This is a genomic window from Streptomyces massasporeus (genome assembly GCF_014648995.1).
In the GTDB taxonomy this organism is placed as follows: Bacteria; Actinomycetota; Actinomycetes; order Streptomycetales; family Streptomycetaceae; genus Streptomyces; species Streptomyces massasporeus.
In genome coordinates this window covers 193,798-215,989 of sequence record NZ_BMSE01000013.1, presented here as the reverse complement: position 1 = coordinate 215,989, position 22,192 = coordinate 193,798, and the positions used below count along the sequence as shown (strand labels likewise).

Annotated in this window: 18 protein-coding genes; 11 read left to right on the top strand and 7 right to left on the bottom strand. The window is 71.6% G+C overall.

Annotated elements, in window-relative coordinates; all coding sequences use genetic code 11:
• Window positions 1-19: 19 nt before the first annotated feature.
• A complete protein-coding gene (locus IE153_RS26740; RefSeq protein ID WP_189592352.1) occupies window positions 20-1,021 on the top strand; it encodes a DNA-3-methyladenine glycosylase family protein in 1,002 nt (333 codons plus the stop codon).
• Window positions 1,022-1,393: 372 nt separating this feature from the next.
• On the opposite strand, the gene manB is transcribed toward IE153_RS26740, so the two are convergent.
• Both manB and IE153_RS26730 read right to left on the bottom strand, forming a co-directional pair.
• Window positions 1,394-2,476: a mannose-1-phosphate guanylyltransferase gene (gene manB / locus IE153_RS26735; protein WP_189592351.1), complete on the bottom strand. Its 1,083-nt coding sequence runs from the start codon at window positions 2,474-2,476 to the stop codon at window positions 1,394-1,396.
• Between the two features lie 133 nt (window positions 2,477-2,609).
• Window positions 2,610-4,130, bottom strand: a complete 1,521-nt coding sequence (locus tag IE153_RS26730) for a peptidoglycan recognition protein family protein (protein WP_229829177.1) — start codon at window positions 4,128-4,130, stop codon at window positions 2,610-2,612.
• A 149-nt stretch (window positions 4,131-4,279) separates the two neighbouring features.
• On the opposite strand from IE153_RS26730, the gene IE153_RS26725 reads away from it, so the two are divergent.
• The 5 genes from IE153_RS26725 to IE153_RS26705 all read left to right on the top strand — a co-directional run bounded on the left by IE153_RS26725 (window position 4,280) and on the right by IE153_RS26705 (window position 12,430).
• Window positions 4,280-5,050, top strand: a complete 771-nt coding sequence (locus IE153_RS26725; RefSeq protein WP_189592349.1) for a TIGR03089 family protein — start codon at window positions 4,280-4,282, stop codon at window positions 5,048-5,050.
• 341 nt (window positions 5,051-5,391) lie between these two features.
• The gene (locus tag IE153_RS26720) at window positions 5,392-6,555 is read left to right on the top strand and encodes an LCP family protein (protein ID WP_435812017.1); all 1,164 of its coding nucleotides are present in this window, start codon (window positions 5,392-5,394) and stop codon (window positions 6,553-6,555) included.
• 241 nt (window positions 6,556-6,796) lie between these two features.
• Window positions 6,797-8,539, top strand: a complete 1,743-nt coding sequence (locus IE153_RS26715) for an LCP family protein (RefSeq protein ID WP_189592347.1) — start codon at window positions 6,797-6,799, stop codon at window positions 8,537-8,539.
• Window positions 8,540-8,772: 233 nt separating this feature from the next.
• On the top strand, window positions 8,773-10,545 hold the full coding sequence (locus IE153_RS26710; protein WP_189592346.1) for an LCP family protein: 1,773 nt from the start codon (window positions 8,773-8,775) through the stop codon (window positions 10,543-10,545).
• Between the two features lie 226 nt (window positions 10,546-10,771).
• A complete protein-coding gene (locus IE153_RS26705) occupies window positions 10,772-12,430 on the top strand; it encodes an LCP family protein (RefSeq protein WP_189592345.1) in 1,659 nt (552 codons plus the stop codon).
• A gap of 74 nt (window positions 12,431-12,504) precedes the next feature.
• Here the strand turns inward: IE153_RS26705 and IE153_RS26700 are convergent, their stop codons facing one another.
• Genes IE153_RS26700 through IE153_RS26690 form a run of 3 tightly spaced genes read right to left on the bottom strand, consistent with a single transcriptional unit; the run spans window position 12,505 to window position 15,853 of the window.
• A complete protein-coding gene (locus IE153_RS26700) occupies window positions 12,505-13,791 on the bottom strand; it encodes an ABC transporter permease (protein ID WP_189592344.1) in 1,287 nt (428 codons plus the stop codon).
• A complete protein-coding gene (locus IE153_RS26695) occupies window positions 13,791-14,486 on the bottom strand; it encodes an ABC transporter ATP-binding protein (protein WP_189592343.1) in 696 nt (231 codons plus the stop codon). The genes IE153_RS26700 and IE153_RS26695 overlap by 1 nt, the downstream gene beginning before the upstream one ends.
• Window positions 14,483-15,853, bottom strand: coding sequence for a peptidoglycan-binding protein (locus IE153_RS26690; protein ID WP_229829175.1), 1,371 nt, complete (start codon window positions 15,851-15,853; stop codon window positions 14,483-14,485). The genes IE153_RS26695 and IE153_RS26690 overlap by 4 nt, the downstream gene beginning before the upstream one ends.
• Before the next feature lie 277 nt (window positions 15,854-16,130).
• On the opposite strand from IE153_RS26690, the gene IE153_RS26685 reads away from it, so the two are divergent.
• The 4 genes from IE153_RS26685 to IE153_RS26670 are packed head-to-tail and all read left to right on the top strand — an operon-like array spanning window position 16,131 to window position 18,869.
• Window positions 16,131-16,532: a hypothetical protein gene (locus IE153_RS26685; protein WP_031107102.1), complete on the top strand. Its 402-nt coding sequence runs from the start codon at window positions 16,131-16,133 to the stop codon at window positions 16,530-16,532.
• 15 nt (window positions 16,533-16,547) lie between these two features.
• Window positions 16,548-17,501 carry a hypothetical protein gene (locus tag IE153_RS26680; RefSeq protein ID WP_189592342.1) on the top strand — a complete coding sequence of 318 codons (954 nt, stop codon included), beginning with the start codon at window positions 16,548-16,550 and terminating at the stop codon, window positions 17,499-17,501.
• 17 nt (window positions 17,502-17,518) lie between these two features.
• Entirely contained in the window at window positions 17,519-18,400 is an 882-nt protein-coding gene (locus tag IE153_RS26675; protein WP_189592341.1) for a hypothetical protein, read from the top strand.
• A 49-nt stretch (window positions 18,401-18,449) separates the two neighbouring features.
• Complete coding sequence (locus IE153_RS26670; RefSeq protein ID WP_189592340.1) at window positions 18,450-18,869, top strand: hypothetical protein; 420 nt, start codon at window positions 18,450-18,452, stop codon at window positions 18,867-18,869.
• 85 nt (window positions 18,870-18,954) lie between these two features.
• Here the strand turns inward: IE153_RS26670 and IE153_RS26665 are convergent, their stop codons facing one another.
• A complete protein-coding gene (locus IE153_RS26665) occupies window positions 18,955-19,992 on the bottom strand; it encodes a glycosyltransferase family 2 protein (RefSeq protein ID WP_189592339.1) in 1,038 nt (345 codons plus the stop codon).
• A 126-nt stretch (window positions 19,993-20,118) separates the two neighbouring features.
• Here IE153_RS26665 and IE153_RS26660 point away from each other — a divergent pair, with 126 nt between their 5' ends.
• Window positions 20,119-21,597, top strand: coding sequence for an LCP family protein (locus IE153_RS26660; RefSeq protein ID WP_189592338.1), 1,479 nt, complete (start codon window positions 20,119-20,121; stop codon window positions 21,595-21,597).
• A gap of 18 nt (window positions 21,598-21,615) precedes the next feature.
• On the opposite strand, the gene IE153_RS26655 is transcribed toward IE153_RS26660, so the two are convergent.
• Window positions 21,616-22,173 carry an acyl-CoA thioesterase gene (locus IE153_RS26655; RefSeq protein WP_229829174.1) on the bottom strand — a complete coding sequence of 186 codons (558 nt, stop codon included), beginning with the start codon at window positions 22,171-22,173 and terminating at the stop codon, window positions 21,616-21,618.
• Window positions 22,174-22,192: the final 19 nt, after the last annotated feature.

Genomic DNA, 22,192 nt, shown 5'->3' with positions numbered 1-22,192 from the left:
GATCCCAGGGACGTCATTCATGGCAGGACGGTTCGCTCCGCGGCCCACGCGCACGACGGTGCGCGGTGGGCATGTCGCCGTGCCCGCGGGTGTGCCCCGGCAGGCGGCGGGGCCGGGCCGGGTGCGGGAGTGGGTGCCGGGCGGGCCGCTGGATCTCGGTCTGGTGCTCGGGCCGTTGCGGCGCGGGCCCGGCGACCCGACGTTCCGGGCGACGCCGGACGGGTCCGTGTGGCGGACCAGCCTCACTCCGGCCGGGCCGGGGACGCTCCGGGTGTGCGCATACGGCGGTGGGGTGCGCGGGGAGGCCTGGGGGCCCGGGGCGGAGTGGCTGCTGGAGGGGTTGCCGGAGCTGCTCGGGGCCGCGGACGATCCGTCGGCGTTCGTGCCGCGGCACCGGCTGCTGGCGTCGGCCCGGCATCGGCGGCCGGGGCTGCGGCTGACGCGGAGCGGGCTCGTGCTGGAGTCGCTGATCCCGTCGATCCTGGAGCAGAAGGTCACGACCGACGAGGCGTACCGGGCGTGGCGGCTGCTGGTGCGGAAGTTCGGGGAGCCGGCGCCGGGGCCCGCGCCCGCGCGGATGTACGTGATGCCGGAGCCGCGGACGTGGGCGTTGATCCCGTCGTGGGAGTGGCATCGGGCCGGGGTCGACAACAAGCGGGCGTCGACGATCCTGCGTGCCGTGCGGGTCGCCGCGCGGCTGGAGCAGGCGGTGGGAATGGAGCCCGGAGCGGCTCGGGCGCGGCTGGAGCTGGTGCCGGGGGTCGGGCCGTGGACCTCCGCGGAGACGGTGCAGCGCAGTCATGGTGCGGCGGACGAGGTGACGGTGGGGGATCTGCATCTGCCCGGGATCGTGGGGTGGGCGCTGGCCGGGGACCGGGATGCGGATGACGCGGTGATGCTGGAGCTGCTTCAGCCGTATGCGGGGCAGCGGCATCGGGCGGCTCGGTTGATTCTGCTCAGCGGGAGGGTGCCTGCGCGGCGGGCGCCGAAGATGCCTCGGTGGGACATCGGGCAGTTGTGAGCTGTTGGCTTCGGGGGCTCGGCGTTTGTGCGGGCAGGGTGTTGCGCGCGAACTGTCGGGGTTCAGGTGCTCGGCGTCGGTGCTGAGGCCGGGTGGATCCGCAACCCGGCGTAGTGAGGTGCTGCTGCGTCTGTGCTGAGGCCGGGTGGGTCCGCAGCCCGGCGGAGCGGGGTGCCGCTGCGCCCACCCGTGCCGCCCCTGGCGGCACGCATGCCCGCAGCTGGGGGCGGGGCGGGCCCCCGCAGCGGGGGTCGCCTCGCAGGCCCGCGGAGAGGCGGCCGCGCAGGCCTGCGGAGGGCACGGCGCGCAGGCCCGCGGCTGGGTCGGTGCGCACTCCCGCGGCTGGATAGCGGGGCCCGCCCCCTGCCGTTTCTACTGGTCCGATGAGAAGCGGACCGCGCCTGCCGGGATGCGGGCGTCGCACCATATGCGGGCGCCCTCCAGGAGTTCGTTGTCGGGGCCGATCACCGCGCCGTCGCCTATGACCGTGCCCGTGAGGACCGAGCGTTGGCCGACGCGGGCCCGGGTGCCGATCAGTGAGTCGGTGATGACCGCGCCCGGCTCGATGACCGCGCCCGGCAGGATCGTGCTGCCGAAGATCCGCGCGCCCTCCGCGACGAAGGCCCCCTCGCCCACCACCGTGCCGCCCGACAGCTTCGCGTCGGACGCGACCTGCGCCGTGGGCAGGACCAGGCGGTCGCCGCAGCGGCCGGGGACGGCGGGCGACGGGGCCCGGCCGAGGACCAGGTCCGCCGAGCCGCGGACGAAGGCCGCCGGGGTGCCGAGGTCCAGCCAGTACGTCGAGTCGACCATGCCTTGGAGGTGCGCCCCGGCCGAGAGGAGGCCGGGGAAGGTCTCCCGTTCCACCGACACCGGCCTGCCCAGCGGGATCGCGTCGATGACCGAGCGGCGGAAGACGTACGCTCCCGCGTTGATCTGGTCGGTGACGATCTCCTCGGGCGTCTGCGGCTTCTCCAGGAAGGCCTGCACCCTGCCCGTGTCGTCGGTGGGGACCAGGCCGTAGGCGCGCGGGTCCGTGACCTTGGTGAGGTGCAGGGAGACGTCCGCGCCCGTCGTCTCGTGGGTGTCGACCAGGGCCCGGATGTCCAGGCCCGTCAGGATGTCGCCGTTGAAGATCAGGACCGGGTCGTCGGGGCCGGAGTGCAGCCGGGAGGCCACGTTGCGGATGGCGCCGCCCGTGCCGAGCGGCTCCTCCTCCGTGACGTACTCGATGTGCAGTCCGAGCGCGGCGCCGTCACCGAAGTACGGCTCGAAGACCTCGGCCAGGTAGGACGTGGCCAGGACTATGTGCTCGACACCCGCGGCTCTCGCTCTCGCCAGCTGGTGCGTGAGGAAGGGCACGCCGGCCGCCCGGACCATGGGCTTGGGCGTGTGCACCGTGAGCGGGCGCAGCCGGGTGCCCTTGCCGCCGACCAGGAGGATCGCTTCAGTCACGTGTCGTCTCTGCTTCCTGCCGGGACCGGCCGAACTGTCTTTCGGCCGGTCAGTGTATGCAGATCGTTCCGTGGCGCCTTCGTTGGCCGTGCGGCATGCCGCCCCCTGCCCCCCGTAGGCGGTGAACGTGTGCTCAGCGGCCCTGGTAGCGGGCCGCCTTGGAGCGGGCCGAGCCGAGCTTTCCGTAGAGCTTGCGTCCCGGGCACTCGGTCTTGAAGCCGTCCCGGTGCCCCGAGATCACGTTCAGTCGTACCTTCTTACCTTTTCGGTGGAGATTGCTGCCAGCCGACTTCAGGTAGGTCTTCCCCTTCGGATTCACCCGGTACAGCCCCAGCTTCCACGCGGTCAGCCGCGCGATGGCCTTGACCGCGGACTTCGACGGCTTGGTGGCGCCGTACGACCCGAGGACGGCGATCCCCATGCTGTTGTTGTTGAAACCCAGGGTGTGCGCGCCGAGGACCGGTTTCGCCACGCCCCCGGCGCGGCCCTCGTAGATCTTTCCGCACTTGTCGATGAGGAAGTTGTAGCCGATGTCCCGCCAGCCCATGCTCTTGACGTGGTAGCGGTAGATACTGCGGATGAGTGACGGGACCTGCGAGCAGCGGTAGTTGTTGCCGCTGGCCGTGTGGTGCACGAAGGCCGCCTTGACCTTCTTCGTGTAGCGGAAGCCGCTCTCCCGCAACCCCTCGTTCGCGCCCCAGCCGCGCCGCGTGACGATACCCGGGCGCGGACCGACGTACGGCTTGGCCTGCCGCTGCTGCTCCGTCAGCCCGCCGGGGTTCAGGGCGAGGTACTCCTGTTCGGTCTCGGCGCGGTTCAGTGCCGCGATCTCGGTGGCGCCGAAGGGGGCGAGGTCGGCGTTGACGGCGGAGGCCTCGGCGCCGGCGGAGGTCTCGGTGAGGGCGGAGGTCTCGGTGAGGGCGGAGGCCTCGGTGCCGGTGGAGGTCTCGGTGAGGGCGGAGGTCTCGGCGTTCAGGGCGCCTGCGGCGCGGGGGTCTTCCTCAGCGCCGAGGGCTGCGTCGTCCTCGCCGGGGTCGACGAGTTCGAGTCGCAGGCCCGAGGGCAGCGGGGGCGCGGCGGGGAGGTTGCGGTCGCCCGAGGTGTGTCCGGCGGAATCGTCGGACTCGGAGCGGACCCGCAGCTCCACGCCGTCGGAGTCGCCGACCCACAGCGGGGCCGTGGCACCGCGGACGCGGCTCGAGGCCCTCTCGAGGGTGTCCGGGTCGGCGGCGTGGTCGGCGTTGTGGGTCTCCACCTCCTGCCAGCCCGACCAGGTGCCGGTGCCCGCGGTTCGGGTGCGGACCTGCACGCGGCCGTGCAGTTCGGCGTTCGGGTCGTCCCAGACGACGCCGACGAGGGAGAAGTGGCGTACGGCCCGGCGGGGCAGACCCTGTTCGGTGGCGGGGGCGGAGGGGGTGGCACGGTCGCGGGTGAGGGGTTCCAGGGGGAGGGACTGGGTGCTGCCGGCGGCGGACGGCTCCGCGGCGCGCCGGTCGGACGGGGTCGTGGCCGGGGTCCCCGCGCGGGGCGCGGGTCTCGCGGCTTCCGCGGCCGGCACCGGTCTCGCCGTCGCCGCGAGGGCGGGAGGGGTGAGGGGGAGGGCCAGAGCGGCCGCGCAGGTGACACCGATCGAGGAAGCAAGGAATCCACGCATGCCCCTGATCTTCGACATAGTCGTACAAGTCTGTCTATTTGGGAGTTGACGGGCCGTCGGTCTGGGTTCCGCCGAACCGGTGGCGGATTCGGGGCGCCGCGGTGGGCGGGCCGTTGGGCGGGGGCCCGTGCGTTGCGTACGCTTGCGCGGTGAACGCCACCGATCGCACCCCTGCCGACCTGCTGGGTTCCGCGCTCGCCGCGGATCCGGGACGCCCCCTGGTGACCTTCTACGATGACGCCACGGGCGAACGGGTCGAACTGTCCGTGGCCACCTTCGCCAATTGGGTGGCCAAGACCGCGAATCTCCTCCAGGACGAGCTGTCCGTCGAGCCCGGGGACCGGGTGGCGCTGCTGCTGCCCGCGCACTGGCAGACGGCGGTGTGGCTGCTGGCGTGTGCGTCGGCGGGAGTCGTCGCGGACGTGTCCGGGGATGCCCGGGGAGCCGACGTCGTGGTGAGCGGGCCGGACCGGCTGGAGGAGGCCCGGGCGTGCTCCGGTGCGCGGATCGGGATGGCGCTGCGGCCTCTGGGAGGGCGGTTCCCGCAGGCACCCGAGGGCTTCGTCGACTACGCGGTGGAGGTGCCGGGGCAGGGCGACCGTTTCGTGCCGTACGCGCCCGTGGATCCGGAGGGGCCCGCGCTGATCGTGGCCGGGCGGGAGTTCAGCGGGGCCGAGGTGGTCGAGCGGGCCCGGGCGGAGGCGGTGGCGCTGGGGCTGACCGGGCCCGGGTCGCGAATCCTGTCCGGTCTGCCGTACGACACATGGGACGGGCTGCACGCGGGTCTGTACGGGCCGCTGGCCACCGGGGGTTCCGTGGTGCTGTGCCGGCATCTGGAGCAGGCCGGGGACGGGGTGCTGGACAAGCGGGTGGAGAGCGAGCGGGTCACGACGATCGCCCGCGGCGCAGCGGGCCACTAGAGGAGCGAGCGGGTCACGAGGATCGCCCGCGAGCCAGCAGGCCCTGGGACGAGCCGCGAGTCCCTCGTTCGCCCGCGGCGCCACGGGCCACCAGAGGAGCGAGCGGGCACCACGACCACCCGCGACACAGCAGGCGCCGGACGACCCGCGACACAGTTGGCGCCGGACGAGCCGGTGGGTCCCTCCCCCGTTCGGCCCATCCCCACCCACCCCCCGCCCTCCATCCGCGCCATGGTCGTAGGAGCAGTGCGCTGCGGGGCGTTCCTACGTCAGGAGGGGTGGTTGCTGCCGTGGGCTACAGGGTCGGTCCTGGCAGGGGGGCGTCCGCCAGTGGGCGGGGGCTGGTGCGGCGGCGCCGGCGGCGGTGGGTGCGGATCACGGCGTTCGGGGCCACGACCCTCCTCGTGGCGGCCGGCGGGGTCGGCTGGGCCGTCTACGCCAAGCTCAGCGGGAACATCACCCCTGACGAGGCCGCCGCCGCCGAGCTCGCGAAGTACGACAAGGAGCGGCCCACCTCCCTGGTCAAGGACGCGCGGAACATCCTGCTGATCGGGTCGGACTCGCGCGAGGGGCGCGACAACGCCCGCTACGGGCGGGATTCCGGCACCGAGCGGTCCGACACCACGATCCTGCTGCACCTGTCCGCGGGCCGGCGCAGCGCCACCGCCGTCTCCCTGCCCCGGGACCTGATGGTGGACCTGCCGGGCTGCCGCCGCCCGGACGGGTCCCGCAGCGCGCCCCGGTTCGCCATGTTCAACCAGGCCTTCCAGCTGGGTGGTTCGGCCTGCACCATCCGGACCGTGGAGAAGCTGACCGACATCCGCGTCGACCATCACGTCGTCGTCGACTTCCACGGCTTCAAGGAGATGGTCGACGCGGTCGACGGCGTGGAGGTGTGCCTGCGGGAGCCGATCGACGACCGGGCCGCCAAGCTGCGGCTGCCCGCCGGGCGCGTGACGCTGAACGGCGAGCAGGCCCTCGGCTACGTCCGCGCCCGCAAGACCCTCGGCGACGGCAGTGACACCGAGCGGATGGAGCGGCAGCAGCGATTCCTCGGGGCGCTCGTCAACAAGGTGCGCAGCAATGACGTCCTGCTGAATCCGGTGAAGCTGTATCCCGTGCTGGACGCCGCAACGTCGTCTCTCACCACCGACCCGAAACTGGCCAGCTTGCGCGGTTTGTACGAACTCGTGCGCGGCCTGCGCGACATCCCCATGGAACAAGTGCAATTCCTGACCGTCCCCCGGGAGTCGTATGCGTACGACACCAATCGTGACCAACTCGTGGAGCCCGCGGCGGAGAGGCTCTTCGAGCGGCTGCGGACGGACGCGCCGGTGGTCGTCGAGGGTGGCGGCCTGCGACGTCACGCCCCATTGAGGCTCCCCGACACGCGTGACGGGTCGTACGGGGATTCGCTTCCGGGCCCTTATCGCGGGCCCGCCGTCACCGTTTCTCCTCCACCGACGTTTCGGGGGAACACGGCAGCCGAGGACACCTGTGAGTAAAGCGGGCACCAAGGTTACTCCAAGGCAATGAGCTCCTCGCCCGGGAAATGGGCGAATTGCCCAGGTGTAGGGACGTGGAATGTGTCACCGTCGTCGCTCGGCGCGGAATGGGGCGGTTAGTGTGAGCGATCCGGTGCGCCCGGCTCTGAGGGACGGTCCTGAGGTCGCGCACTGAGTGACCGAGACCCGAGCGCCTTGGAGGGGAAGGCGCCGCGTGCCCCGACGGAGGAATCAGGCAACCGTGGACGCGCAAGGCCGTGGGCGGGCGGACGACATCGATCCCGCAGATCAGTGGGTGCTCAACCCGAACACCGGCGAATACGAACTGCGACTGGGGCCTTCCGCCCCGCAGTCGGGCGTCCCCGCGCCCCGCAGGCCACGGTCCTCCGAGGAGGCCCCGCCGGCGCGCGGCCGCACGGCCGCGCCCGGCCGGTCGCGGCCCGAGACGCCCGGCCGCGCGGTGCCGCCGCCGCGCAGGCGCCGCGGGGCGCCGGAGGAGCCGCCGCCGGGACGGCGTGGACGGCGTCCGGCGAAGAAGGCCTCGAAGAGCAAGAAGGTCCTGCTGTGGACCGGCGGCACGATGGCGTTCGTACTGGTCGCCGGTTCGGGCGCCGCGTACTTCTACATCGAGCACCTGAACGACAACATCGCGTCCGTCTCCGACGACGGCGCGAGCACCGGTGGCTTCCAGAAGGACAAGGCCATCAACATCCTGCTGATCGGTACCGACAAGCGCACCGGCAAGGGCAACGGCAGCTACGGCGACGCGGGCAGTGTCGGGCACGCCGACACCACGATCCTGCTGCACGTCTCCAAGGACCGTTCGAACGCGACCGCGCTGAGCATCCCGCGTGACCTGATCACCGACGTGCCGGACTGCCCGACGACGCAGGAGGACGGCACGCAGAAGGTCATCCCCGGCACGCAGCAGGTCCGCTTCAACACGAGCCTCGGCCAGGACGGCCGTACGCCCAGCTGCACCATGCGGACCGTGACCGAGCTGACCGGGGTCAAGCCGGACAACTTCATGGTCGCGGACTTCAACGCGGTCAAGACGCTGACCAGCGCGGTCGGCGGGGTCGAGGTCTGTGTGGGCAAGGACCTCGACGACCCGGACTCGCACCTCAAGCTGTCCAAGGGCACCCACACCATCGAGGGCGAGCAGGCCCTGGCCTTCGTCCGCACCCGGCACGCCGTCGGCTTCGGTGGCGACCTGAGCCGGATCGGGCTGCAGCAGCAGTTCCTGAGCGCGCTGATGCGCAAGCTCAAGTCCAACGACACCCTCACCAGTCCGTCGAAGATGCTCGACCTGGCCGAGGCGGGCACCAAGGCGTTGACCGTCGACTCGCAGCTGGACAGCATCGGCAAGCTGAAGGACCTCGGCCTGGAGCTGGGCAAGCTCAACACCAAGAACCTGACGTTCACCACGATTCCGGTCATCGACAACCCGACCGAGAAGGTGAAGGCCACGGTCGTGCTGAACGAGTCGACGGCCCCGCAGGTCTTCGAAATGATCAGGAACGACGTCTCCTTCACCGCCGTCAAGGAGCAGAAGAAGAAGGAGGCCGCCGCGGTCGCCGCCCGGCTGAAGGGCACCAAGGCCCCTGCCTCCGAGGTGCGGGTGCGGATCCTCAACGGCGGAGCCGTCGCGGGCAGCGCGCAGGAGACGCTGAGCTGGCTGCAGAACGAGGAGGGCGTGACCAAGTCGGAGAACGCCGGCAACGCGCCCGCCTCGCTGGCGAAGACCACCCTCGAGTACGCGCCGGACCAGGCCGACCAGGCACGCCGTCTCGCCGACATCATGGGCCTGCCCGGGTCCGCGATGAAGCCGGGCGAGAGCGTGACCAACGACCAGGGGCTGCCCGCGATGACGCTCACCCTCGGCAAGGACTTCGAGGGGGCGGGGGTCTCCCTCACCGCACCTTCAAAGGCGCCGGAGGGCGTACAGAAGTCCACCGCCGACAAGGTGGAGTGCGCCAAGTGACGTGCATTTCCTTCGCGTTCGCAGAACTTCCTTCAAACAAATGGGCGGGATTGCCCAGTTGTGAGAACGTGCAATTTCTCACCCACGTCGCTTGACGCCGAAGTGTGCGGATAGTGTGTGCGATCCAGTGCTCTCACCCATGAGCTCCGTCCTGGGGGCGTGCACTGCTTGACCAGCACCGTGCGCCTTCCGGGGGAGGGCGCCGCGTGGCCCGACGGAGGAATCAGGCAACCGTGGACGCGCAAGGCCGTGGGCGGGCGGACGACATCGACCCCGCAGACCAGTGGGTACTCAACCCGAACACCGGCGAATACGAACTGCGACTGGCCCCTTCCGCAGCGCAGTCGTCCGTTCCCGGGCCCCGTGGTTCCGGTGGCCGTGGCACGACCGGAAGAGGCGGCCCGGCCGGAAGAGCCGGCGCGCCCCGTACCGGCCGGACCGCCCCCGCCCGCCGTTCCGGTGCGGCGGCACCCGGCGACGATGCCCCTTCCCCGCGCAGACGCACCGGCGCCCCGACCGAGGCGGCCGCGGGGCGCCGCGGGCGCCGTCCGGCGCCGAAGAAGGGGAAGGGCAAGAAGGTCCTGATCTGGACCGGCGGCTCCCTGGCCTTCGTGCTCGTCGGGACGAGCGCGGCCGCGTACCTCTACTACGAGCACCTCAACGACAACATCACGTCCGTGTCCGACGACGGCGCCGGCACCGGCGGGTTCAGCAAGGACCGCGCCATCAACATCCTGCTGATCGGCACGGACAAGCGCACCGGCAAGGGCAACGAGGGCTACGGCGACAAGAACAGCGCCGGGCACGCGGACACCACGCTCGTCCTGCACGTGTCCAAGGACCGTTCGAACGCCACGGTGCTCAGCATCCCGCGCGACCTCATCACCGACATCCCGGACTGCCCGACGACGCAGGAGGACGGCTCGGAGAAGGTCATCCCGGGCAAGCAGCGCACCCGCTTCAACAACAGCCTCGGGCAGGAGGAGCGGACGCCGAGCTGCACCATGCGCACGATCACCGAGCTGACCGGGCTGAAGATGGACCACTTCATGGTGGCCGACTTCAACGCGGTCAAGACGCTGACCAGCGCGGTGGGCGGGGTCGACGTCTGTCTGGCCAAGGACATCAAGGACCCCGACTCCAAACTCGACCTGCCCAAGGGCGAGCACACGATCGAGGGCGAGGAGGCGCTGGCCTTCGTCCGCACGCGGCACTCCGTGGGCTTCGGCGGCGACCTGAGCCGGATCGAGCTGCAACAGCAGTTCCTGGGCTCGATGATGCGCAAGCTCAAGTCCAACGACACCCTCACCAGCCCGCCGAAGATGATCAAGCTGGCGGAGGCGGGCACCAAGGCGCTGACCGTCGACTCGCAGATCAGCACGATCAAGAAGCTGGCCGATCTCGGGGCGGAGCTGGGCAAGTTCGACACGAAGAACCTCACATTCGCCACCGTGCCCGTCGTCGACAACCCGGCGGAGAAGATCAAGGCCACGGTGGTTCTGAAGGAGCCTCAGGCCCAGCAGTTGTTCGCGATGGTCCGGGAGGACGTGTCGCTGACCGAGGTGAAGCAGGAGAAGAAGAAGGAGAAGGCCGCCGAGGCCGCCCGGCTGAAGGGCACCAAGGCGCCGGCCTCCGAGGTGCGGGTGCGGATCCTCAACGGCGGCGCCGTCGCCGGCAGCGCCCAGGAGACCCTCAGCTGGCTGCAGGTCCAGGAGGGCGTGACCAAGTCCGAGAACGCGGGCAACGCCGAGCAGCCGCTGGCGAAGACCACACTGGAGTACGGGCCCGACGAGGCGGACCAGGCGCGTCGGCTCGCGGAGATCATGGGCCTGTCGGGGGCGGCGCTCAAGCCGGGCAAGAGCGTGACCAACTCCCAGGGCGTCCCCGCGATGACGCTGACCCTGGGCAAGGACTTCGAGGGTGCGGGCGTGCCGCTCACGACTCCGGAGAAGGTGCCGGAGGACGTGCAGAAGGCCACGGCCGACAAGGCCGAGTGCGCGAAGTGACCTGAGCGTCCCGTTCTGCGTCTAACAGGTGGACGGAGCATGCCCGGACGAATCGGCCGGGTGTACATCCGACCGGGCATGTCAGTGGTCCAACCAGGAGCGGGGACGACCGTGCTCCGGCGGAGCGGCGGGGGAACCCGTGGTCCGGACGGACACGGGTCACCCGTGATCCGAACACGACGCGGGGCGGTCCCGTGGGTCGGCCGTAGGGGTGGGAGGCAGGGGTATGGCGCAGAGTGACGTGCGCGGAGGCAGCACACGGCGCGATTCGGGCGGCCTGGCTCAGGACGAGCGTCCGGGGACGGCGGCGCCCGCCGGGGGCGGGAGCGAGGGGGGCGGGGGCGGCCACGGCCGACGGCGCGGCCGGCGGCGTGGCGGGGGCCGCCGGATATTGCGCTGGTCCGCGATCGTGCTGTCGGTCCTGATACTCGGGACGGCCGGCGCCGGATACCTCTACTACCGCCATCTCAACGGCAACATCGACAAGGGCAAGCGCAACGCCGGCGAGTCCGACGTCAAGAAGACCGGGCCCAACGCGGACGGCCAGACCCCGCTCAACATCCTGCTGATCGGTTCCGACAGCCGGAATTCCGCGGAGAACGTCAAGCTCGGCGGCGGCCGGGACAACGTCGGCAGCAAGCCCCTGGCGGACGTGCAGATGCTCCTGCACGTCTCGGCGGACCGCGAGAGCGCGTCCGTGGTGAGCATCCCGCGGGACACCCGGGTGGACATCCCGAAGTGCATCGACCCCGACACCGGCGAGACCTACCCGGCCAAGAACACGATCATCAACGAGACGCTCCAGCGCGGCGGCCCGGGCTGCACCCTCGCCACCTGGCAGAACCTGACCGGCGTGTACATCGACCACTGGATGATGGTCGACTTCGCCGGAGTGGTGGACATGGCGGACGCGATCGGCGGCGTCCCGGTCTGCGTCAACCAGAACGTGTGGGACCGGCCGCTGCCCGGCCAGCGCGGCGGCTCGGGGCTGAAGATGAAGGCCGGCACGCACAAGGTGCAGGGCAAACAGGCGTTGCAGTGGTTGCGCACCCGCCACGCCTGGGGCAGTGACCCGCTGCGCGCCAAGGCACAGCACATGTACATGAACGCGATGATCCGGACGCTGAAGCAGCAGAACGTCTTCACCGACACCGGCCGCCTGATGGGCCTGGCCGAGTCGGGCACCAAGGCGCTGAAGGTGTCCGAGGAGATCGGCACGGTCAAGGAGCTGTACGACGTCGGCATGCAGCTGAAGTCCGTCCCGACCAACCGCATCACGATGACGACGATGCCGTGGATCGAGGACCCCCTGGACCGCAACCACCTCGTGCCCAAGCCCGAGGACGCCGACACGATGTGGGCGATGCTCCGCGACGACATTTCCTTCGACAAGGCCGGGAAGGCGCGCGCCGCCGGGGCCTCGGGCCCGTCCCCGGCGTCGGTGAAGGCCACGGGGCCCGCCGCCGCGCCGGCCGCGGGGCTGTCGGTCTCCGTCGTCAACGGGACGGCCAGTGACCAGCAGGCCGCCGTTCCCCAGCGGGCCGCCGCGATCGTGGCCGCGCTGCAGCAGGAGGGCTTCACCCGGGCCGTCGCCTCCGGGCAGCAGGATCCGCACGGCCGGACCCAGGTGACGTACCCGAAGAGCACCGGGGAGCAGGGCCGGGCCAACGCGCTGTCGGTGGCGAAGGCGGTCGGCATCCCGAGCGGCCAGGTGCGGGCCACGGACGACGTGACCACCACGCTGACCATCGGCAGCGACTGGCGGGAGGGCACGACCTACCCGAAGCAGAAGGCTCCCGAGGCGGGCGACCTGCCCGATTCCGCGGACGCGCTGAGCGCGGACAAGAAGGAGTGCATGGACGTGTACCGGCCCTACCGGTGGTGACGACGTCCGCTGCATGAAGCGGGGCCCACCGTCCGCGAGGACGGCGGGCCCCTTTTTCGTGTCCGCGGGCGGGTTCAGCGGCGCAGTGCCTCCGCCGGCTGGATGCGGCTGGCGCGCCAGGCCGGGTAGAGACCGGCGAGCACACCGGTGGCCAGGCCGACCAGGGGGGCGGTCACCACCGTCGCCGGATGGATGACCGGCGTCCACTCGCGGTGGACGGCCATGACGACGACGGTCACCGTGCCGAAGCTCGTGCCGACCAGACCGCCGAGCGCGCCGAGCGCTCCCGACTCGGCCAGGAACTGGACGGTGATGTGCCGGCCCCGGGCGCCGAGCGCGCGGCGCAGGCCGATCTCACCGGTGCGCTCCAGCACGGCGACGAGTGTGGTGTTGGCGATGCCGACCGCCCCGATGACGAGGCAGATCCCGGCCAGCAGCATGAAGAGCTGGTTGAGGTCGGAGGTGACGCTGCCGCGCAGGGTCTTCGGGTCGGGCGGCGGTACGACCTTGAAGTGGTCGGGGTGGGCGGGGTCGAGGGCGAGGGCCGCCTCGGAGGCGATCTGCCGGGCGGCGCCGAGGTCGGTGGAGATGAGCATCTTGGCCCGCTCGCCGCTCTGGGGTCCGCCCCAGATCTCCTCGGCGGTGGTGCGCGGCACCACGACCGACAGCAGCAGGTCGGCCTTGCGCTGCACGTCGTCGACGATGCCGATGACGGTGAAGGCCCGGTCCCCGACGAAGACGGCCGGGGCGGTCTCCAGAGTGAAGATGCCCAGCCGGGAGGCGAGCCCCGAGCCGATCACGGCCACGTTCTCCCCGTGCCGGTCGTGGTAGGAGTCGAAGGTCCGGCCCTGCGCCAGGCTCGGCTCGGCCGCCGCGAGGACTCCGGGTGACGCGGCGACGACCTGCGCCTCCTCCCCCGTCGCGCCGGAGCCCGGGGGCGCGGAGCCGACGGTGGTGCCGGGTGCCAGCCGCACGGGCCAGTACACCCCGGCCTCGCGGACACCGCCCAGCGCTCCGATGCGGCGGTCCGCGTCCGCCGGGAAGGCGTTGGCGAGGAACTCGGGCTGCTCGCCGCCGGTGTCCTCCACGGTCACCTCGGTGGCGGTCAGTTCGTTGAAGCGGGAGTCGATCTGCGACGACGTGGTCGCCGTCAGTCCGAGGACCGCGACGAACGTGCCGACGCCGAGCACCGTGCCGAGCGCCGTCAGCGCGGAGCGGGCGGGCCGCTGGAGGATGCCGGCGACGGACTCCGCCAGCAGGTCCCCCGGGCTGAACCGGGAGCGCTCGCCCCGGGGCACGCGCGGCGCGGCCGGCGTACGGCCCGGCCAGGCGAGGTCGCTGAGCTTCTTGAAGGACGGCATCAGACTCCCACCTGCTCCGTCAGCACCCCGTCCCGGATGGCGACGGTGCGCCGGCCGCGCGCGGCGACGTCCGGGGCGTGCGTGATCACGACGAGGGTGATGCCGTCCGCGTGCAGTTCGTCGAGGAGGGCCAGGACCGACTCCGCCGTCTGTGTGTCGAGGTTGCCGGTCGGTTCGTCGCACAGCAGCAGCGACGGCCGGGCGACCAGGGCCCGGGCGATGGCGACGCGCTGGCGCTCACCGCCGGACAGCCGGGTGGGCAGTGCGTCGGTGCGGTGGCCGAGGCCCACCCGGTGCAGGGCCTCGCGGGCGCGTTCCCTGCGGCCGCGGCGGGCGCCGCCGTTGTAGACCATGGCCAGTTCGACGTTCTCCAGCGCGGAGCGGTGCGGCAGCAGATGGAAGCTCTGGAACACGAACCCGATGCGCCGCCCGCGCAGCCCGGTGCGTTCGCCGTCGGCGAGGGGCCCGGTGTCGATGCCGTCGAGGAGGTACCGGCCCTCGGTGGGCGCGTCCAGCAGCCCCGCGATGTTGAGGAACGTCGACTTGCCGGATCCGGAGGGGCCCACGACCGTGACGTAGTCGCCCTGCCGCACCGTCAGGTCGCAGGGTTGCAGGGCCGGTACGGGCGGTGGCCCGGGGTACGTCAGCCCCACCCCGCGGAACTCGATGACCGGCGGCGCGCCGGCCGTGCTCACTTGGCGGTCCCGTCGCCCGCCGCGGGCCGGACCCCCACGACGACCTTGTCGCCGGCTTCGAGCCGGGCGCCGCCCACCGGGGTCACCGCGGTGTAGCCGTCACCGGAGGTGCCGGGCCGTACCTCCACACGCCGCCGCTCGCCGGAGGCGTCCAGCACGGTGACGGTGGTGCGCGCGTCGGCGCCGGCGGACAGCGCGGAGACCGGGACGACGAGCACCTTGCCGTCGGAGGAGCCGGCCTCGACGGTGAGCCGTACGTCCTGGCCGGCCAGGCGGGCCGGCAGGGCGGAGTCGGGCTTGACGGTGACCGCGTAGCCCTGCCCGGCGGGTGCCGCCGCGGCGGCGGTGTCGTCGCCGTCGGCCTCGGGGACGGTCGGGGTGTCGGCGACTGTGCCGACGGTGCCGGTGAGTTCCTGGCCGTAGACCTCGGAGAGCACCTTGACCTTCTGGCCGGGGCGGACGAGGTCCTTCTCCTGGGCGCCGAGGAAGCCGGTGACGACCAGCCGGCCGGCGGAGACGGTGGCGAGCTTCTCGCCCGCGGCCGTGCCGACCTTGGCGGTCATGCTGTCGACGCGGGCCGGGAAGCCGGAGAGGAAGACGACCTCGGAGGCGGGCACCATCGGGCCCGACACGGCCTCGGCCTCGGCCAGTGCGGCCTTGGCCTCGGTGAGGTCCTCGCGGGCGTAGCGGACCTCGTCGGCGTCGGCCTTGTCGCCGAGCAGTCCGTCGAGGGCGCGCTGGGCGCTCTTCACGTCGGCGCGGGCGCCCTTCAGCGGGTCGGCGCCGTCCTTGCCGCCGCCGGCGGTGACGGGTTCGTAGCCGATGGCGGCGTACAGCGCGGCGACGGCCTGCTTGGTGCCGGGGCCGTAGGTGCCGGTGGCGTCGGCGCCGGTGCCGTGGCCGAGATCGCGCAGTGCCTTCTGGAGCTGGCGGACGTCGTCGCCGCGGGAGCCGGGCTTGAGGTCGCGGTAGACGGGCAGTTCGCCGCGCAGGGCGAAGACCGGGCGGCCGGAGACCTCGACGAGGACGCGGCCGCCGCGGAAGGTCTGGCCGGAGCGCACCATGATCTTGGTGACGACGGGCCGGGCGACGTCCTCGGCGGCGGTGCCGGCGGGGGCGATGTCCACCGTCTGGGAGGAGGAGACCGTGCCCCGGGTGACGACCGTGTCGGCGAGGACGCGGCGCTCGACGGGCGCGGTGAGGACGTCGGGAGCGGGTGGCCGGGCCTCGGCCGCGGCCTGCGCCGGCGACTTCACGTACGCCGACGTCCACAGTGCGGCACCCACGAGCACGACCGATCCCACGGCCAGCGCGGTCAGCGACCGCCTGCGCCGGGTCAGGCCGGAGCTCTCCCCCTGCTTCGACAACTGACACTCCCCCAACAGCGGACGATGTGGGGCGGGTTGGCGCCTTCACGCCGTCCGACCAGCACCTTCACATCGTCATGGTCACGCCGAGATGACCATTTTCGTTCGGTCAAAGTCAAGTTATCTGTTCCCAAAGTCACTTGACGACCGTTTATTTACGGCCAGGGTGATCGTTTTTGAGTCACAACCGTCACTCGGCTTGCACTTCAGTGCACAACTCATGCAAGGATCCTGCGCCGTTGGTCACAACACCCTCACAGGAAACGGGGAGACACTGATGAGAGGTCGTTCCTTCTTCGCCGCGGCTGCGCTCGCACTCGGCACGCTCGCACTGAGCTCGGCACCGGCCCAGGCCGGGTACAACGACGGCCGCTGCGACAGCGGTGAGCTGTGCATGTACTACCACTCGACCCAGTACGGCGCGTCGTCCTACGTCGACTACTACGACGAGGAGCCGAGCCACCACGACGACGTGTTCCGCTCCAGCGGTGCCGGCAAGGGCCTGGTCGTGGGCAACAACGCGTCGTCCGCGAAGTGCGAAGGCACCCGCTACAACTACGCGATCTTCTTCAACTCCAACTTCAACGGGCAGCGCCACAACCACACCTGTGACGGTGTGCGCCGCAACACGCCGGGCTGGCTGCAGAACAACAACGCCTCCAGCTACGAGCCCTTCTAGGACGCGGACGATCCCATGCCGCGCAGTACCACCGCACGACGGCTCGGGGCGGCGCTGGTGTGCGCCGCCCTCGGGCTGACCGCCTGCTCCTCGGGCTCCGAGGACGACGGCACGCCGGGCTCCCGCTCCAGCGCCGCCCCGCCGGTCGACTTCAAGAACCCTCCGAAGGTCAGCGCCACGCCCAGCATGGCCGCCTCGGTCAATCTCGAACTGCCGCTGGAGGCGTACGCCTGGACCGACGACGAGCTGCGCACCCGACGGCAGGGCGAGGACCTGCTCGCCGCCGCGTGCATGGGCGACTACGGGTTCGACCTGGAGCCCCGGCCGTCGTACCGGGGCGACAAAGCCCTGCGTGACGCCAACCGGTACGGCGTGTCCGACCCGGACAAGGCCTCCCGCTTCGGCTACCACCCGGACCCCGCCGCGCGCGGGCCCAAGCCGCCGAAGGAGAACTACTCCAGCGCCGAGTCGCTCGTGCTGTTCGGCCCGCGCGAGGGGGAGTCCGCCAAGGCGGAGCAGAACGGCAAGACCATCCCCAAGGGGGGTTGCTGGGGCAAATCCCTGCGCGACCTCGCGTCCAAGGGGCCCAAGGTCCACCCGGACCAGGAGGAGTTCGCCGACCAGCTCGCCGGCTTCACCTACCAGGAGTCCCAGAAGGACTCCCGGGTGAAGAAGGCGTTCAGCGCCTGGTCCGCCTGCATGAAGAAGCAGGGCTACACCTACTCCTCCCCCATGGCAGCCGTCGAGGACAAGCGGTTCACCAAGGCCGGCACCGCCTCGGCCGAAGAGATCCGCGTCGCCACCGCCGATGTCACCTGCAAACGCGAGAACAACGTGATCGGCGTCTGGTACGCCGTCGAGGTCGCGTACCAGGAACGGGCCGTCGAGAAGAACGAGCAGCTGTTGAACACGCTCAAGGAACGCAAGAGCTCCATCCTCAAGGCCGCGGCCGCCGCCGGGGCCCGCTGACCCGACGGGACCCACACATGCGGCTCGCCCGCGCCGGTCTGGTCCTCCTTCTCGCCGCCGTCGTCACGTCGTGCGCGTCCCCGGAACCCTCCGGGCACGCTCGCCCTACGGGCGCGGCGGCGAGCGGGGACGCCACCGCCGGCCCGCCCCGGATCACCCTTCCGCTCGACCCCTACCAGGTGTCCGACGAGGACTTCGGTACCGTCTCGCGCGCCCTCACGGAGCTCACCGACCGGTGCATGCGGCGTCAGGGCCTCGCCTACGAGGCACCGGCACCGCAGGACACCACCACGACGGGCCCCACCGGACACGAACGCCGGTACGGGATCACCGTGCTGAAGACGGCCCGCACCCACGGCTACCACCTGGCCGGCGCTCCCGCGCGGGAGCGGCCGAAGGAGCCCAAGCGCTCCAAGGCCTACGAACGTGCCCTGACCGGTACGGGCAAACCGCTGGACGACGGCGCGTTCGACGACGGCTGCACCGGCGAGGCGCACCGCGAGCTGGAGGCCGGGATCGACATGGAGGCCGTCGACCTCCCCCAGTGGTACAAGCGCGACTCCTTCCAGCGCTCTCTGGAGGACCCGCGGGTGAAGGCCGCGTTCGCGGCCTGGTCGCGCTGCATGGCCGAGGCCGGCCACCGCTACGCCACCCCGCTGGACCCGCCCGCCGACCCCGGCGTCATGGGCCGCACGGTGACGGACCACGAGCGGTCGGTGGCCGTGGCCGACATCACCTGCAAGACGCGTACGGGACTGGTGGACGCCTGGCAGCGGGTGGAGACCACGCTCCAGCGCAGCACCGTCACCACCCGTGCCGCACAGCTGAAGAAGGCGGGCGCGGAGGCCGAGAGGCTCATCGCGCGCGCCGGCAAGATCCTCGCGGCCGACGGCGGCTGACCGCCGTACGGGCCGCGCGTACACATCCACGAAAACGAGGGGACCTCACATGAACCGCTGGGCCACGCTCGCCGCCGCCGGTGCCGCGGCGCTCACTTCCGTCTTCGCCTTCTCGGGCACCGCCTCCGCCGCCAACGGCGTGTGCTCCGTGCAGGAGACGTGCTTCTACTTCAACTCGAACACCTCGGGCTCGATGATCGACTACGAGGGCGACCAGTACACCCACCACGACGACTACTTCATCACCTCGGGCAGCGGCCAGAACCAGGTCGTCGGCAACAACGCCGCCTCCCTGTTCTGCAACATGGGGCCGCTGTTCACCTGCAAGACCTACTTCAACTCCGGCTACTCCGGCGACTCGTTCAAGACCCTCGGCGGCAAGCGGGTCAACCTGCCGACGTGGCTGAAGAACAACAACGCCTCCAGCGAGTCCTACTACTCCGGCGGCTGCAGCGGCCCCGGCTGCTGATCACCGCGCGGCCGCGGGCCACGCGCACCGTGGGCCCCCTTCCCGGTCGGGAAGGGGGCCCACGGCCACGTCACGTCGGGTCGGGTCAGCTCGCGGTGGCGTCCGCCCGCACCGCGGGGCGCCGGGAGGCGATGACCTTCCGCGCCAGCGCCCGCGGGCTGGTCAGGAAGCCCCAGCCCCACGACATGTGCATCGTGGCCAGCGCCACGGGGATCTGCAGCCGCGCCTTGAGCGGCAGGCCCTTGCCCGCCGGAAGCGAGCCGAGCAGGATCGCCGCGAGATAACCGCCGGGCACGACGAAGCCCCACGGCGTCAGCAGGGCGCCCACCAGGATCCCGGCCCCGATCGCGCACACAGCGGTCGGCGGGGCGAGGTAGCGCAGGTTGATCGAGCCCTCGTGGAAGCGGGCGACCACATGCCGCCAGCGGCCGTAGTCCTTGTACTGCTTGGCCAGCGCCTTCATGCTCGGCCGCGGCCGGTACGACACCTTCAGCTCGGGCGAGAACCAGATCAGGCCGCCGGCCTCACGGATGCGGAAGTTCAGCTCCCAGTCCTGGGCGCGGATGAACTCCACGTTGTACCCGCCCTGCCGCTCCAGCGCCTCGCGCCGGAACACACCGAGGTAGACGGTCTCGGCCGGGCCGGCCTGGCCGCCGGTGTGGAAGGCGGCGTTGCCGACCCCGATCTTCGAGGTCATCGCGGCGGCGACCGCGTGCTCCCAGTCGTTCTCGCCCTCGGCGTGCATGATGCCGCCGACGTTCTGCGCGCCGGTCTCCTCCAGGAGCCGTACGGCGGTCGCGATGTAGTTCGGCGAAAGCATGCCGTGCCCGTCGACGCGGACGACGATCGGATGCCGGGAGGCGTTGATCGCCGCGTTCAGCGCCGCGGGCGTACGGCCGGTGGGGTTGGGGACGGTGTGGATACGCGCGTCTTCGGCCACGAGCTCGGCGGCGATCTCGTCCGTGCGGTCCGTGGACGGACCGAGGGCGATCACGACCTCCATCTCGCCGGCGTACTCCTGCGCGAGGATCGCTTGGACTGCTCCCCGCAGATGCCGCTCCTCGTTGAGGACAGGCATGATCACGGAAACGGCGGGGTGCCGCACGTCGGGATTGGCGTTCATAGGGGCCTCACGTTACCGCGAACGGGGGACAGCGGTGCGCGCCGTCGGGGCGGTGGCGCGGGCCGCAGATCGTATCGGCCTACGGTTTCACGGATCCCACGTACGGCCGTCGTCCGGAGGTGCCCCATGCCCACGCCGCCGCGGTCCCCTCGGTCCACCGCCGCTCCCCGCCGCCCGCAGCCACCCGCCCCCCGCCGTGCTCCGCGCAGGCCCGCACCGCCCGCGCGGCGGCCGCGCTGGGCCATGCGGGCGGTCACCACACTGTCCGTGGTGGTCCTCGCCTCCGCCGGCCTCGGGCACGCGGTCATGACCAGCCTGGACGCGGACATCGCCCGGGTCGACCCCTTCAAGGACATGAAGAACCGCCCGCAGGCCGGCCACGGCATGAACGTCCTGCTGGTCGGCACCGACGGCCGCGAGAAGATCAGCAAGGAGGAGCGCCGCAAGTACCGGCTGGGCGGCGCGCCCTGCCACTGCACCGACACGATCATGATCGTGCACATCTCCGAGGACCGGGAACGGGCCAGCGTGGTGAGCCTGCCGCGCGACTCGTACGCGGTGACGCCGGAGCATGTCGACCGGGTGTCGGGCAAGCGGCACCACGGGCATCCCGTCAAGCTGAACGCCGCGTACGCCGAGGGCGGGCCGCAGCTGACCGTGCGCACCGTCGAGAGCATGACGAAGGTGAAGATCGACCACTACCTGGAGGTCGACTTCACCAGCTTCATGAAGACGGTGGACGTGGTCGGGGGTGTGCAGATCTGCACGGCCGACCCCCTCAAGGACAGCTACACCGGCCTGAACCTGCCGGCCGGGCGGCACACCCTCGCGGGCGGGCAGGCGCTCCAGTTCGTCCGCGCCCGCCACGTCGACGGGGCGTCCGACCTGGGCCGCATGAAGCGGCAGCAGCGCTTCATGGCGGCCCTCGTGGAACGGCTCACCTCGTCCGGGACCCTCCTCAACCCGCTGAGGTTCCGGGACGTGACCCGCGCGGTGCTCGGCTCGGTACGGGCCGACAAGGGCTTCGGCACGGACGAGATGCTGGACCTGGGCCGCGCCATGCGGAACTTCTCCCCCTCCTCCTCCGAGTTCACGACCGTCCCGATCGGGCGGATGGGGTTCGCCGTGAAGGGCGTCGGCTCGACGCTGAAGTGGGACCCGGTGAAGTCGGAGCGGCTCTTCCAAGCCCTGCGCAAGGACCAGCCGCTGTCCGTGCACCGGCCGCGCGGCGCGGCCCGGGTCGTCCCGGTCGCCCCGCAGCAGATCCGCGTCCAGGTGGAGAACGGCACCGGCACGCCCGGCCTCGGACGCCGCGTGGACGCGGCCCTGGCCTCGACGGGCTTCCGCACGACCCACGCCCCCGTGAACGCCGCCACCCGGGACGTGAAGCGCACGGTCGTCGCCTACGACCCACGCTGGGACCGCTCGGCCAGATCCCTGGCGACCGCCCTGCCGGGCAGCGAACTGCGGGTGGTCAAGGGCCTGGGCCCGACCCTGAAGGTGATCGCGGGCCCGGACTTCGAACGCGTCCGCAAGGTACGGGCCGAGGACCCGGGGCAGGGCGAGTTCGGGGTGGTGCGGGGGGACGAGGTGGGGTGCGACTAGGGGATCCGGCCGCGCCCGTCAGTCCTCGATGCCCTCTGCCGCCCGCTTCTCGCGGAGGTCCATGATCGCGCGGCGGCGGGCCAGGCGGTGGGTGCGGCGGATCTGGGCCTCCTGGTAGCGGCGCTTGTCGCGCTCGGTCTCCGGGAGGACCGGAGGGACCCGGCGGGGCTTGCCGTCGGCGTCGACCGCGGCGAAGACGAGGTAGGCGGAGCCCACCTGCGTGGCCGGGGCGGACTCGTTCCAGCGTTCGGCCAGGACCCGGACGCCGACCTCCATGGACGTCCGGCCGGTCCAGTTGACCTGGGCCTTGACGTGCACCAGGTCACCGACGCGGACCGGCTCCAGGAACGCCATCTCGTCCATGGACGCGGTGACCGCCGGACCGCCGGAGTGCCGCCCCGCCACGGCCCCCGCCGCGTCGTCGACCAGCTTCATGATCACCCCACCGTGCACGGTCCCCAGAAGGTTCGTGTCGTTGTGGGTCATGATGTGGCTGAGGGTGGTGCGGGACGCCGAAGTCGGCTTGCCCGGGATATCCGTACTGCCGGAATCCGCAGCTGGGGCCAGGTCTGTCATGGCCCCTACCTTATGCCGA